General features: G+C 52.7%; 10 protein-coding genes. 4 read left to right on the top strand and 6 right to left on the bottom strand.

The genetic code is table 11. From position 1 onward, the window contains the following. Positions 1 to 467 precede the first annotated feature (467 nt). A complete protein-coding gene (locus tag AC6I8T_RS11345; RefSeq protein WP_021183028.1) occupies positions 468 to 1769 on the top strand; it encodes a D-amino acid dehydrogenase in 1302 nt (433 codons plus the stop codon). Between the two features lie 21 nt (positions 1770 to 1790). After that, on the top strand, positions 1791 to 2861 hold the full coding sequence (gene dadX / locus AC6I8T_RS11340; RefSeq protein ID WP_208723547.1) for a catabolic alanine racemase DadX: 1071 nt from the start codon (positions 1791 to 1793) through the stop codon (positions 2859 to 2861). Here dadX and AC6I8T_RS11335 read toward each other — a convergent pair. From AC6I8T_RS11335 to yeaG, 6 genes are all read right to left on the bottom strand, one after another. Beyond that, positions 2854 to 4047 carry a multidrug effflux MFS transporter gene (locus AC6I8T_RS11335; protein ID WP_208725542.1) on the bottom strand — a complete coding sequence of 398 codons (1194 nt, stop codon included), beginning with the start codon at positions 4045 to 4047 and terminating at the stop codon, positions 2854 to 2856. The two genes, dadX and AC6I8T_RS11335, sit on opposite strands and share 8 nt — an antisense overlap. A gap of 116 nt (positions 4048 to 4163) precedes the next feature. Continuing rightward, complete coding sequence (gene wbaP / locus AC6I8T_RS11330) at positions 4164 to 5630, bottom strand: undecaprenyl-phosphate galactose phosphotransferase WbaP (protein WP_497829083.1); 1467 nt, start codon at positions 5628 to 5630, stop codon at positions 4164 to 4166. Positions 5631 to 6008: 378 nt separating this feature from the next. After that, complete coding sequence (locus tag AC6I8T_RS11325) at positions 6009 to 6242, bottom strand: DUF1480 family protein (RefSeq protein ID WP_021183032.1); 234 nt, start codon at positions 6240 to 6242, stop codon at positions 6009 to 6011. 77 nt (positions 6243 to 6319) lie between these two features. Further along, positions 6320 to 8047, bottom strand: coding sequence for a potassium/proton antiporter (locus tag AC6I8T_RS11320; protein ID WP_208723545.1), 1728 nt, complete (start codon positions 8045 to 8047; stop codon positions 6320 to 6322). Between the two features lie 230 nt (positions 8048 to 8277). After that, positions 8278 to 9555 (bottom strand): YeaH/YhbH family protein, encoded by a 1278-nt coding sequence (locus AC6I8T_RS11315; RefSeq protein ID WP_208723544.1) that lies wholly within the window; start codon positions 9553 to 9555, stop codon positions 8278 to 8280. Between the two features lie 91 nt (positions 9556 to 9646). Next, a complete protein-coding gene (yeaG, locus tag AC6I8T_RS11310) occupies positions 9647 to 11581 on the bottom strand; it encodes a protein kinase YeaG (protein WP_021183035.1) in 1935 nt (644 codons plus the stop codon). A gap of 409 nt (positions 11582 to 11990) precedes the next feature. Here yeaG and AC6I8T_RS11305 point away from each other — a divergent pair, with 409 nt between their 5' ends. Together AC6I8T_RS11305 and AC6I8T_RS11300 are read left to right on the top strand one after the other, a co-directional pair. Further along, positions 11991 to 12740, top strand: a complete 750-nt coding sequence (locus AC6I8T_RS11305) for a MipA/OmpV family protein (protein WP_036625007.1) — start codon at positions 11991 to 11993, stop codon at positions 12738 to 12740. A gap of 85 nt (positions 12741 to 12825) precedes the next feature. Beyond that, positions 12826 to 13677, top strand: coding sequence for an aldo/keto reductase (locus AC6I8T_RS11300; protein ID WP_497833827.1), 852 nt, complete (start codon positions 12826 to 12828; stop codon positions 13675 to 13677). Positions 13678 to 13694 lie beyond the last annotated feature (17 nt).

Here is a 13694-nt window from a genome sequence, read left to right as displayed (position 1 = left end):
GTCACCTGTCACGAACGTTTAAGGCTTCATCCTGAGAAAGACAGCCCAAAAAAACTGAGCGAACACATCAATGATAGTCCACTGTCGCTTATCCGAAACCGGAACTCAAACGAATTCTTTTGGCACAAAATCATTCAAAAAATCCTCGCAACTGATTTCATAATTTCAAATATGGATTTGGTTTTATTTTGCAGAATATTATTCTGATTATAAGTGCATTGTATGACTGCGGCGCTTTCTCCTGAAAAAAGTGAAAATGACTGATTCCCGCATCATAAATTGCTGATTTATGACTTTTCAGCATAAAAAATCCTGATTTTGTCGTGATGGCATGATTTTAGTTACCAGAAAGGTAAAAAACATGTGAAATGATACTGTCAGATGTGAGGTGGTTTCCGGTGTCTGGTTATGCTGTGCCAGGCTTAATATATGGTCAATTATGCTTTTGTGGTGGTGGCGAGGGTCTTATGCGCGTAGTGATTCTGGGAAGTGGTGTGGTCGGCGTCGCAAGCGCCTGGTACCTGGCGCAGGCCGGGCATGAGGTTACCGTCATTGATCGTCAGCCGGGGGCAGCGCTGGAGACCAGCGCAGGTAATGCCGGACAAATTTCTCCCGGCTATGCTGCCCCCTGGGCCGCACCGGGTGTACCACTCAAAGCGGTTAAATGGATGTTCCAGCGTCATGCGCCATTGGCTATCCGCCTCGATGGCAGTCGCTTCCAACTGGAGTGGATGTGGAACATGCTGCGCAACTGCGATATGCGCCACTATCAGGAAAACAAAAGTCGCATGGTGCGGATTGCGGAATACAGCCGTGACTGCCTGAAAGCCTTGCGTGAATCGACCGGGATAGCTTACGAGGGACGTCAGGGCGGCACCCTGCAACTGTTTCGCACCCGCCAGCAATTCGAAAGCGCCAGCAAAGATATTGCGGTGCTGAAAGAAGCGGGAGTGCCTTACCAACTGCTGGAGTCCCACCAACTGGCGAGTGTTGAACCGGCGCTGGCGACAACGGCCCACAAACTGACCGGTGGTTTGCGTCTGCCAAACGATGAAACTGGCGATTGCCAGCTATTTACCCAGCGCCTCGCGGCGATGGCTGCCGCCGCTGGCGTCACCTTCCGCTTCGATACGCCGGTTGATCACCTGCTACGTGAAGGTAACCGTATCTACGGTGTGAAATGTGGTGATGAAGTGATCAAAGCCGATGCTTACGTGGTGGCGTTTGGTTCTTACTCGACCGCGCTGCTGAAAGATATTGTCAGCATTCCGGTGTATCCGTTGAAAGGTTATTCGCTGACGATTCCGATTAAAAACCCGGATGCGGCGCCGGTCTCTACCATTCTGGATGAAACCTATAAAGTGGCTGTCACACGCTTTGATGATCGTATCCGCGTGGGCGGCATGGCGGAAATTGTTGGTTTTAACACCAAACTGTTGCCAGCACGTCGTGAAACGCTGGAGATGGTGGTCAGCGATCTCTATCCTGAAGGCGGTTATGTTGAACAGGCCACGTTCTGGAGCGGATTGCGTCCGATGACGCCGGACGGCACGCCAATTGTTGGCCGTACGCCGCTCTCTAATCTCTATCTTAATACCGGTCATGGTACGCTGGGATGGACGATGGCCTGCGGTTCTGGCCAGTTGCTGGCCGATCTGATTTCCGGGAAGAAACCGGCCATCGCTTCTGACGATTTGTCAGTGCTGCGTTATTTACCCGGTTTTGAGCCAAACACATCGCCGTTGCGTAACGCTAACGTAACGCGTTGAGCATTCAGGGAGAGCAAGAGCATGTCACGTCCGATTGTCGCCACCATTAATCAACAGGCGCTGCGACATAATCTCACCGTCGTTCGTCAGGCGGCACCCGCATCACGCGTCTGGTCCGTGGTAAAGGCTAACGCTTATGGGCACGGTATCCGCCGCGTCTGGCAGAACCTGGCCGAAACCGACGGTTTCGCGTTACTGAACATGGAAGAAGCCATCCTGCTGCGTGAGCAGGGGTGGAAAAAACCGATTCTGCTGCTGGAAGGTTTTTTCCATGCAGAAGATCTGCAACTGATCGACCGCTATCGCCTGACGACCAGCGTGCACAGCAACTGGCAGATTCAGGCGCTGGCGCAGGTGCAACTCTCTGCGCCGATCGATATCTATGTGAAGGTGAACAGCGGCATGAATCGCCTCGGCTTCCGTCCTGAGCAGGTGAATGCCGCCTGGCAGGCGTTGCGGGCGTTACCCAATGTCGGCGAGATGACGCTGATGGCACACTTCGCTGATGCCGAGAATCCGCAGGGAATTATCGAGCCGATGAAGCGCATTGAACTGGCAGCAGAAGGGCTGAACTGCCCACGCTCGCTGTCGAATTCGGCGGCTACGTTGTGGCACCCGGAAGCGCATTTCGACTGGGTCCGTCCCGGCATTGTGTTGTACGGTGCCTCGCCGAGCGGTAACTGGCAGGATATCGCCAGCACCGGTCTTAAACCGGTGATGACCCTGACCAGCGAAATCATTGGTATTCAACAATTACAGGCGGGTGATGGTGTGGGCTACGGTTATCGCTATCACGCATCTGCCGCTCAGCGTATCGGTGTGGTGGCCTGCGGTTACGCCGATGGTTATCCGCGCCATGCGCCGACCGGGACACCGGTAAGTGTCAATGGAGTGATGACGCGAACCGTCGGCGCGATTTCGATGGATATGATTATGATTGATCTCGAACCTTGCCCGCAGGCCGGAATTGGTTCGAAAGTGGAACTGTGGGGCGAACAGGTGAAAATCGATGACGTGGCAAAAGCAGCCGGAACGGTGGGCTACGAGTTGATGTGCGCCCTGGCACCACGCGTTCCGGTGGAAATCATTTAACCGCGGTGAGTGAACCGTGCATACGTTTACTGCAGCGCCAGGCGATAAGCGCCAGCGCTGCACCTACCAGCATCATCAGTGCCAGCGCGGATTTCTCCGCCAGCGGTAAGGCCACCACCAACAGGCTGCCGCCTGCACCACAGGCCATCTGAATAAATCCCTGTAATGCCGCAGCAACGCCCGCCTGCTGTTGGTACGGTTCCAACGCATAGCTGGTGGCCGGGCCAACGGTAAAAGCCAGTCCGGCGACGGAGATGGCGACCGGGATCATGTACAACGCCCAGTGCGTTTGCCAGGCCGCAGGTAACAGCGCCATTCCGCCGGTGAGCAGCAGCGCACCGACTAACATAGCGACAAAACCCATCGCCAGACAAAATGGCCGACCGGCTTTGCGGATGGTTTTATTCACAAAAGCACTCACCAGCATGATCCAGAACCCATTGGCACCAAAGGCAAAAGAGAACTGGAGTGGTGTCAGACCGCCTTCGGTCATCAGTACATGGGGGGCCAGCGACACATAGGTCAGCACCATGCCGAGTGCGCCTGCATTGGCAAAGGCGAATGCCAGAAAACGTGGCTCCCGCGCGATGGCGAGATATTGTCCCAGCGGTAATCCTGAGACACGCAGGGTATTGGCCGGGCGGGTTTCTGGCAGCCACAGCAGCACCACCGCAGTGATCACCACGGCATAGGCCGACAGAAACCAGAAGGGGGCACGCCAGCCCCAGGCATCGGCTAACAGGCCACCCAGCAACGGTGCCAGTGCGGGGACGATATTCAGTGCGCCATTGAGAAAACCGTAAGCGCGAGCAGCGGCATCACCGCTCAGTCGGTCGCGTACGCCGCTGAATGCCACCACCGCGGTGCAACATACCGCACAGCCCTGAATTAAGCGTGCCAGCATAAATATCGGCCAGACGCTGGCGGTGGCCGCTACGGCGCTACCGATGATGTAGAGCGCCAGCCCGATCAACGCGATGGGTTTACGGCCAAAATTATCGACCAATGGCCCGGTGATCAGTTGACCGATCCCCATTACCAGTAAAAACAGTGGGATGGTGGTCTGAATCAGACTCACCGGGCTGTTTAGCCCCTCGGCAATTTGCGGTAGCGTTGGCAGGTAGAGATCAATGCCGAGCGGTGCCAGCAGCACCAGGCTTAAAAGCAGCAGGGTAAATTTTTGCATCACAAACCAGAAACATCCTGTTAATCGAGCGGGAAGGGTAATGATTCAGAGGGCAAAAGGAAAGGATTAAAAAAGGCGATGTCTGCCAGACTGCAACAGACATCGCGTCGAGGGTATCAGTAGGCACCGTCGCGGCGCAGAACCACACCAGCGGTCTTGAACAGGATGGCGATGTCTGTCCATAACGCCCAGTTTTTCACGTACCAGGAGTCAAAATAGACGCGGGTATCGTAGTCGATATCGTTACGGCCGCTCACCTGCCATAACCCGGTCATGCCTGGTTTCGCCATCAGGTAGTAGTCCACATCTCCGGCATAACGCTCCAGTTCGGCCTCAATCACCGGTCGTGGTCCCACCAGACTCATTTCACCGCGAATCACGTTCCATAGCTGAGGTAATTCATCGAGGCTGGTTTTACGCAGGAAGCCCCCGATTTTGGTGATGCGCGGATCGTTTTTCAGCTTAAAGTCGCGGTCCCATTCGGCTCGCGCTTCCTCACTGGTCGCCAGCAGGTTTTGCAGCACTTCCTGTGAATTGGTCACCATCGAACGGAATTTCAGACAGTGAAACTTCTTGCCTTCGAAACCGACGCGCTCATGACCATAGATGGCGTTGCCGCCGTCACGTTTCACCATCCAGCACAGCAGCGCAAATACCGGGGCGAGGAACAGCAACAGCAATGAAGCGACGATAATGTCGAAGCTACGCTTAAGGAAGCGCGAAGAGCGTTTTGCCAGGTTGTTGCTGACGCGCAGGATCATCACTTCATGACTGAAGATAAACGACATATCCGTGCCGTACAGCGGCACACCGCGCAGTGTCGGGATAACGGAAACCGAACGGCATTGCATTTTGGAAAGGAACTTCAACCATTTATCCCGCACCACCTGCTGTTCGAACTCAGTGGCGACAATAAATTGGGTGTTATCACGATCCATGGTTTGCCAGTTAATATCTTCCCAGGTAATCACTGGCACGCCATTGACATGCTCCGGGTGCTTGTCGCTATCAAGGGCAATAAACGCCTGCACGTTATAGCCAAGAATCTCTTCACTTTGCAGGGCTGCATAGGCTTCCAGCGCATTTTTACCGGAACCGATAATAATGGTTTCTTTTTGCCATTGACCGGCGCGATTAATGGCTCGCTTCACTCCGGCACGCATCAGCGGCAGCAGCAGCAGGGCATAGCTCCAGCTAAACACCCACACCATGCGCGAGAAGTCCCATTTCGAGAAGGCAATCAGTGCCAGGTCGAGTAGGGAGAAAACGAAAAGGGTTTTGACGATCTCTTTCAGTTCAAACCAGAAAGGCTTGCGGTAGGTGTAATGACGGAGGCGCACCCAAAACCATAAAGTGCAAAGTAGTGAAAGGCCTAACTGCGCAACGAAGCGATATTCAATTTGATGCGGAGGAATAAAGGTGTCCAGTTCTCCCCAAATCCCCTGGATGGTGGCGGCGGATAAAAAAAGTGCCAGATTCAGTGCAATTAAATCAGAAATGCTTAGGGCTATTTTCGCAATAATGTTTTTTCGCAAGCCGCTCCATGAGCGGGCTGCATTATTTATTACCAATGTACTTGCCATAAAACCTGCTCTCTTTTCTTAAGTAAAAGATGGCCTGACCAGAATCAAGTACGCGCTCAGGTGTGGACCGCCGAAAGAAGAAGGCTTTTTATTTCAGCGAGATATAAATCAGCATTGCCATAAGCGCTGCACGATAAGGACCGTTTGTGGCGTGATTTTCGTCACAAAATAATGCAGCAACGTTTATGAGTATGCAGGATATATTTGATGGCGTTAATATGGACATAGTCTGAAAAGAAAAGAATTGCCTGTGGAAGCGCCCATTTAACGTATTGAATAGAATGGATAAAATCAAAAAAACATCAGATATAGCGCTTGATTTTAAGACTGCTTTTAGGAATAACCGCCATATGAGCTGCATGGCGGTAATAAATTAACTCAGGCGGGTTTCTTTAATACCCAACGGTCTTGCTGTTTGTCATAGTGTCCGATCTCCAAATCGACGGGTTGGCCGTCAATCCACGCCGGTACACTGGTTTCATGATCCCAGCCGTCGAGCTGATAACTCAGGCCGGGATTGGTCAGGCAGGGAATGCTGACGGTTTCGAGCTTTCCCGCGTTCAATTCCGCATCGATGATCTCGTAACGACCAATCTTAACCACATGTCCCATCGTATTCTCCCGTTTCAGCAGGGTGGAATAGTGATCATAGTCGGTCCAGCGGGCTTTACTAATCGAATGCGCTCGGATTATTCCTTCTCTTCTGTCGGTCGCACACCAATTTTCAGGATATGGTTGTCCTCTTTCTCCGCCACCGTCCAGGTAAGCTGGTTCCATTCAACCTGGTCACCGACCACCGGCGTGCTGCCCAGCAACGACATCACCAACTGCCCCAGGGATTGTTGATCGTTGGTTTCTTCATCGAGATCCAACCCGTAAATTTGCGCCACATCGCGCAACCGGGCGTCAGCATCCAGGATAAAGTCACCAAAGAAACGTTGGTCGAGCGCCACCGGCGGTGACTGGCTGAACATCTTGCCGAGGGCAGGGAGATCGCGCTCGCGACCAATCACGCATAACACGTCACCTTCCTTCAGGCGCGTGCTGCCGTTGGGGTGCATCAAAACGTTGTCACGGAATAACGCCGCGATGCGGGTTTCGCGCGGCATTTGTAAGTCTCGCAGGGCGGCACCAATACACCATTTATCGGCGCTCAGCTGATACACGAACTGCTCCCACGGGTTCTCAGGATGAATATCCAGTCCAACCCGGCTGATTGGTGAGGCCGTCGGTGGAACCACCACTTTGGCTTTTCGCGCGGCGAAACCCAGTGACGTCCCCTGCAACATCAGCGATACCAGCACCACGAAGAAGGCGATATTAAAGTACAGCGATGAGTTCTCCAGCCCGGCCATCATCGGGAACACCGCCAGGATGATCGGCACCGCACCGCGTAATCCAACCCAACTAATAAAAATGCGTTCACGTCCGGTAAAGCCCTTAAATGGCAACAGGCCGACCAGAATCGACAACGGACGCGCCACCAGAATCAGCCACAGCGACAGCAGCATCGCCGGAATGGCGATATGCCACAAATCGGATGGCGTCACCAGCAGACCCAGCACAATGAACATGCCAATCTGGCTCAACCATGCCATACCATCGAAGGTTTGCAGAATGCCATGACGGTTGCGAATTGGGCTGTTACCCAACAGGAAACCACATAGATACACCGCCAAAATGCCGCTACCTTCCATCACCGTGGTCAGGGCAAACACGATGATACCGCCACTCAATGCCAGCAGGGGATAAAGTCCCTGCGCCAGATTGATGCGGTTAATCAGTTGCTGCAACGCCCAACCACCGCCCAGCCCCAGCACGATGCCCAGACCAAATTGCTGCACCAGATGCACGATAAACATCCAACTCAGCCCCGTTTGTCCCTGTTGAATCATGTCGATCAGGGTGATGGTCAGAAACACCGCCATCGGGTCATTGCTGCCGGATTCGATTTCCAACGTTGCGCTGACACGTTCGTTTAACCCTTTATCGCCGAGCAGAGAGAATACCGCAGCAGCATCGGTGGAGCCGATAATGGCGCCAATCAGAAAGCCCTGCATCAAATCGAGGTGGAACAGCCAGGCAGCGGCCAGACCGGTCAGACCGGCGGTGATCATCACCCCAACCGTTGCCAGCGACAACGCCGGGCCAAGCGCCACTTTGAATGAGCTGGCCTTGGTGCGCATACCGCCGTCAAGCAGGATAATCGCCAGCGCCAGGTTGGATACCAGGTAGGCCACCGGATAGTTATCAAAAGCGATACCGCCGATACCATCGACCCCGGTTAGCATCCCGAGCGCGAGGAAGATCACCAAAATTGGTATGCCCAGGCGCGAGGAAAAGGAGCTTAGCAGAATGCTTGCTGCAACCAGCACTGAACCAATAATGAATAAACTGTAAACCATGCTGGCATTCAACGGCATTCTCCTGCGGCGGGTGGTGATCCAGGTGTAGTGTGTAAGCTTCACGCGAACAAAGACAAAAGATAATGCCTTATCAATAGCTTGTCAGCGGAAAATAACATATTTTTTTATATCGGCAGGTGTTGAGGCATCTGTAGTTAAATTTGCCAACAAAATCTGTATGGTGCAGAGGGTTTTAGCGGAAAGCAGAGAGTAAAAAGCCGGTCAGTGACCGGCTGCTTTTATCAGGATTCTGCCACTTGTTTGTGGAAAAGCTCCCTAAATACCGGGTAAATATCTTCCGGCTCGCGGATGTGCTGAATAGCGAAGTTATCAAACATCACCTGCAAATGCTCATACTCACGCCACAGGGTTTGGTGCGCGCGGCGAGTTATCTCAATATAGCTGTAATAACGCACCACCGGCAGGATATTTTTCGCCAGAATCTCGTGGCAGAGCGGGGAGTCATCCGCCCAGTTATCACCATCCGATGCCTGGGCAGCATAGATGTTCCACTGCGTCGGGTCATAACGCTCTTTTACCACCTCATCCATCAGCTTCAGGGCACTGGAGACAATGGTGCCGCCTGTTTCCTGTGAGTAGAAGAACTCCTGTTCGTCTACCTCTTTCGCCTGAGTATGGTGACGGATATAAACCACATCGACGTTTTTATAGGTTCGGCTCAGGAACAGGTAGAGCAGAATGTAAAAACGTTTCGCCATATCTTTGGTGGCCTGGTCCATCGAACCTGAAACGTCCATCAGGCAGAACATCACCGCCTGGCTTGACGGTTCCGGACGTTTCTCAAAATTTTTGTAACGCAGGTCAAAGGTATCGATAAACGGCACCCGCTCAATACGGGCACGCAGTTCGGCGATCTCTTTGCGCAGCCGTTCCTCTTCCAGCAGTTGCGCCGGTTCAGATTTTTCCACCTCGGTCAGCGTGGCTTCCAGTTCATGCAGCATGCGGCGTTTGCCCGCCGTCATGGCAGTCCGACGCGCCAGCGAGTTTTGCAGCGAACGCACCACGCTAATGTTGGCAGGTACCCCGTTAGAGGTGAAGCCAGCGCGATGAGTTTTATATTCATTTAATTGACGATGCTGATTTTTACGCAGGTTAGGCAGCGCAAGATCCTCGAACAGCAAATCGAGGTATTCATCTTTCGAAATCTGGAAGACGAACTCGTCCTGGCCTTCACCATCCTGACTGGCATTGCCCTGGCCGCCACCACCGCCTCCGCCGCCACCTTGTGGGCGTTCGACGCGGTCGTTCTGCACAAAGTGATCGTTACCGGGATGTACGCGATGACGGCTGCCCCCCCGGCCCTGATGGAAGATAGGTTCGTTAATATCTTCAATCGGAATGGAGACAGACTCACCGCTTTCCACGTCGGTAACCGAACGCTTATTAATGGCCTCGGAGATCGACTGCTTGATTTGCGACTTGTAACGGCGCAGAAAGCGTTGCCGGTTGACCGCGCTTTTGTTTTTGCCGTTCAGACGCCGATCGATGAAATAGGCCATAAAGTTCCCCCAAACTACAGTGCAAGCCAGGTCGGGACTTGCCCGACCTTCCTCTTCCGGCGTCTGGACGCCGTTTAGCTTACAAACCTAATTATGACGATTTACGCACCCGGAGATACCATTCGCACAGCAGGCGAACCTGTTTGCGGGTATAGCCTTTCTCCATCATGCGGTCGACAAAATCATCGTGTTTTTTCTGTTCGTCCGTTGAGGTTTTGGTATTGAACGAAATCACCGGCAGCAACTCTTCGGTATTCGAGAACATTTTCTTCTCGATGACCGTGCGCAGTTTTTCGTAGCTGGTCCAGTTCGGATTGCGTCCGCTGTTCTGCGCACGGGCGCGCAGCACAAAGTTGACAATCTCGTTGCGGAAATCTTTCGGGTTACTGATCCCGGCAGGTTTCTCGATTTTTTCCAGCTCGGCATTCAGTGATTCACGGTCAAACAGTTGTCCGGTATCGGGATCACGGTACTCCTGATCCTGAATCCAGAAGTCGGCGTAGGTGACATAGCGGTCAAAAATGTTCTGGCCGTATTCGGAGTAGGACTCCAGATAGGCGGTCTGAATCTCTTTGCCGATAAACTCCGCATACTTCGGAATCAGGTAACCTTTCAGGTGCTCCAGATATTTCTCTGCCTGCTCCTGTGGGAACTGCTCACGTTCAATCTGCTGTTCCAGCACATAGAACAGGTGCACCGGGTTGGCGGCCACTTCCGCATGGTCGAAGTTGAATACGCGTGACAGAATTTTGAAGGCGAAACGGGTAGAAAGACCGTTCATTCCCTCATCCACGCCAGCGTAGTCGTGATACTCCTGCCATGACTTGGCTTTTGGATCAGTATCTTTCAGCGTTTCACCATCATAGACGCGCATTTTTGAGTAGATGCTGGAATTTTCCGGCTCTTTCAAACGCGACAGGATAGAGAAACGCGCCAGGGTTTCCAGTGTGCCTGGTGCGCATGGCGCGGTTGACAGTTCACTGTGATTAAGCAGTTTCTCGTAGATTTTGATCTCTTCGGAAACTCGCAGGCAGTAAGGCACTTTGACGATGTAAACACGGTCAAGGAACGCCTCGTTGTTTTTGTTGTTACGGAAGGTGACCCACTCAGATTCGTTAGAGTGCGCCAGAATGATGCCGTTAAACGGCAGCGCCGAAATACCTTCCGTACCGTTGTAGTTACCTTCCTGAGTGGCGGTCAACAGGGGATGCAGCACTTTAATCGGTGCTTTGAACATCTCAACGAATTCCATGATGCCCTGGTTGGCGCGGCACAGGGCACCGGAGTAACCGTAGGCATCGGGATCGTTCTGTGCGTGGTTTTCCAGTTTGCGGATATCCACTTTACCCACCAACGCAGAAATATCCTGGTTGTTTTCGTCACCCGGTTCAGTTTTGGCAATCGCCAACTGTTCGAGGATTGACGGCCAGACTTTCACAACTTTGAAACGGGTAATATCGCCGCCAAAATCGTGCAGGCGTTTAGCTGCCCACGGCGACATAATGGTGCCGAGGTAACGACGTGGAACACCATACTCTTTTTCGAGAATGTTCGCGTCTTCCTGTGGGTTAAACAGGCACAACGGATGGTCATTGACCGGGCTACGCTCACCGTCAGCGCTTAACACGTAAATCGGTACGCGCTGCATCAGGGATTTAAGGCGTTCAGCCAGGGATGATTTACCGCCACCAACCGGACCCAGCAGGTAAAGAATCTGTTTCTTCTCCTCCAGCCCTTGCGCAGCATGTTTCAGGTAAGAGACGATTTGTTCAATCGCTTCTTCCATGCCATAGAACTCTTCAAACGCAGGGTAGCGTCCAATGACGCGATTCGAGAATATTCTGGAAAGGCGTGGCTCCTGAGCAGTATCAACCATCACCGGCTCACCAATGGCCATCAACAGTCGCTCTGCAGCGTTGGCGTATGCACTGCGATCCTGCTTACAAATTGCGAGGAATTCCTGCAGTGTGAACTCTTCGTCCTTGGCAGCTTCATAACGCTGACGATAGTGATCGAATATATTCATAGCGATGCCCGTCCTTTCGTTTTTAGCACAGGTAAAGGAGCGTAATTAAGATGCTCTTGCAGCTCCCGGAAGATATTCTCTATTGAGTACAGCAACCCTTATGCCAACCTGACGATTTTTTATCGGGATACACAATTCTTATGGTTACTCTGCTCGTACAAAAAGTCTCGTCTTACTTTTAACTGTAGAAGGCATTTAAGAAATTTCCTCCGTTTCTTCTCCTTATTTAGCGATATATCAATAACAAAGTCTCATAAGGGACAGGGAACCGATCTCTCAAATCACAGCGGTATTGATGGTTTCAGACAATTCTGCTGCGGCTAACAACAACCCCCATTAAAAGTTAAACCCTGTGGAGAAATTGGTTAGACTCTGCGTGTGATTGTTATATTTATGGACTGAATAAATTGTGAACCATTTCAAACTTAAAGCGCTTGCTCTGCTCGCACCCTGCTATTTTGCGGCTTTCAGCACGTATGCCGATCCCTTATCTCTTGGGGCCTCTGTTATTTACGCCGAATCGCCCTACCGCGGGGGACAGGACCGATATATACCGGTGCCGGTGATTAATTATGAAGGCGACAGCTTCTGGTTCCATAGCCTACAGGGGGGTTACTACCTGTGGAAGGACCCGCAGGATCAACTGTCGTTGACGGTGCTCGGTTCGCCGCAGCAGTATGACCCGAAAGACAATGATCTGAGCGATATGAAGCGACTCGACAAGCGTCGCATGACGTTGATGGCGGGTGCCAGCTATCGCCATATCTCACAGTGGGGCATCTTACGCACCGCGCTGTTAGGGGATGTACTCAACAACAGCAACGGTGTGATGTGGGATATGACCTGGTTGTATCGTTTCGATTTTGGTGCGTTTAGCCTGACGCCGGGGATTGGTGCCTTGTGGAACAGCGCCAATCAAAACCGCTACTACTATGGCGTCTCATCACAGGAAAGTGCGCGTACCGGTATCGCGCGTTATCAACCGGATGACAGTTGGTCTCCCTACCTGGAAATGAACGCCAGTTACCAGATCAGCCAAAGCTGGAACGCGACGGTTTCCGGACGTTATACCCGATTTGGTAGTGACATCAAAGACAGTCCAATGGTGAATAAGAGCGGGCAAGTGACGCTTTGGACAGGTATCAGCTACAGCTTCTGATGGCTGCAATGAAATGCCCCAAAATGGGGCATTTTTATTGCTGCGCACCAAGGCTGCGCACCGTTATGGTTCATTTGGAGGTTTTATGACAAAGATGATTCAGTTCAGGGGAGAAGCACCCATCCCAGCCATTGGCCAGGGTACCTGGTACATGGGGGAGAGTCCGGCGACACATCAGCAGGAAGTTGCCGCGTTGCAGTCAGGCCTCGACCTTGGGCTTAAACTGATTGATACCGCCGAAATGTATGCGGAAGGCGGTGCCGAAATGGTTGTCGGCGAGGCGCTAAAAGGACGGCGCGATCAAGCCTGGCTGGTGTCTAAGGTCTATCCGTGGAATGCGGGAGAAGTCGATGCGATAGATGCCTGCGAACGCAGCTTGCGTCGTTTACAGACTGATTATCTGGATCTTTATTTGTTGCACTGGCGGGGCAATGTGCCGCTGGAGGAAACCATTCGCGCCATGGAGACACTGCAACAGCAGGGCAAGATTCGCCACTGGGGTGTCTCCAACTTTGACACCGAGGATATGCAGGAACTGTGGGGAGAGCCGGGTGGAGAGGCCTGTTTAACCAATCAGGTGCTTTACCATCTGGCGTCTCGCGGTATTGAGTATGATTTACTACCGGAATGCCAGTTACGTGATGTGCCGATTATGGCGTATTGCCCGTTGGCCCAGGCTGGACGTCTGCGCCAGACGCTCTTCAGTGACCCGCGCGTGCAGCAGATTGCACAACAGCAGGGCATTAGCGTAGCGCAATTGCTGCTGGCGTGGGTGATTCGCAAAGAGGGGGTGATCGCCATACCGAAAGCCAGCAGTGTGGCGCATGTCCAGGAAAATGCGGCAGCGCTTAATGTGGTGTTAAGTGGCGAACAACTGGCCATTCTGAATCAGGCCTTCCCACCACCGCAGGCTAAACTGCCGCTGGATGTGGTCTAACGGCGCATGCGCGCCGT

The organism is Pantoea sp. X-Soil-OKNW-556 (genome assembly GCF_059730695.1).
Note: the sequence above shows the minus strand (reverse complement) of the source record. Positions and strands in the feature narration are given on the sequence as shown.

Bases quoted from the DNA above. Each gene is read 5' to 3' on its own strand.
- AC6I8T_RS11325 (WP_021183032.1), bottom strand. From the start codon at position 6,242: ATGGGACATGTGGTTAAGATTGGTCGTTACGAGATCATCGATGCGGAA.
- yeaG (WP_021183035.1), bottom strand. From the start codon at position 11,581: ATGAATATATTCGATCACTATCGTCAGCGTTATGAAGCTGCCAAGGAC.
- AC6I8T_RS11345 (WP_021183028.1), top strand. From the start codon at position 468: ATGCGCGTAGTGATTCTGGGAAGTGGTGTGGTCGGCGTCGCAAGCGCC.
- AC6I8T_RS11300 (WP_497833827.1), top strand. From the start codon at position 12,826: ATGACAAAGATGATTCAGTTCAGGGGAGAAGCACCCATCCCAGCCATT.
- AC6I8T_RS11335 (WP_208725542.1), bottom strand. From the start codon at position 4,047: ATGCAAAAATTTACCCTGCTGCTTTTAAGCCTGGTGCTGCTGGCACCG.
- AC6I8T_RS11315 (WP_208723544.1), bottom strand. From the start codon at position 9,555: ATGGCCTATTTCATCGATCGGCGTCTGAACGGCAAAAACAAAAGCGCG.
- dadX (WP_208723547.1), top strand. From the start codon at position 1,791: ATGTCACGTCCGATTGTCGCCACCATTAATCAACAGGCGCTGCGACAT.
- wbaP (WP_497829083.1), bottom strand. From the start codon at position 5,630: ATGGCAAGTACATTGGTAATAAATAATGCAGCCCGCTCATGGAGCGGC.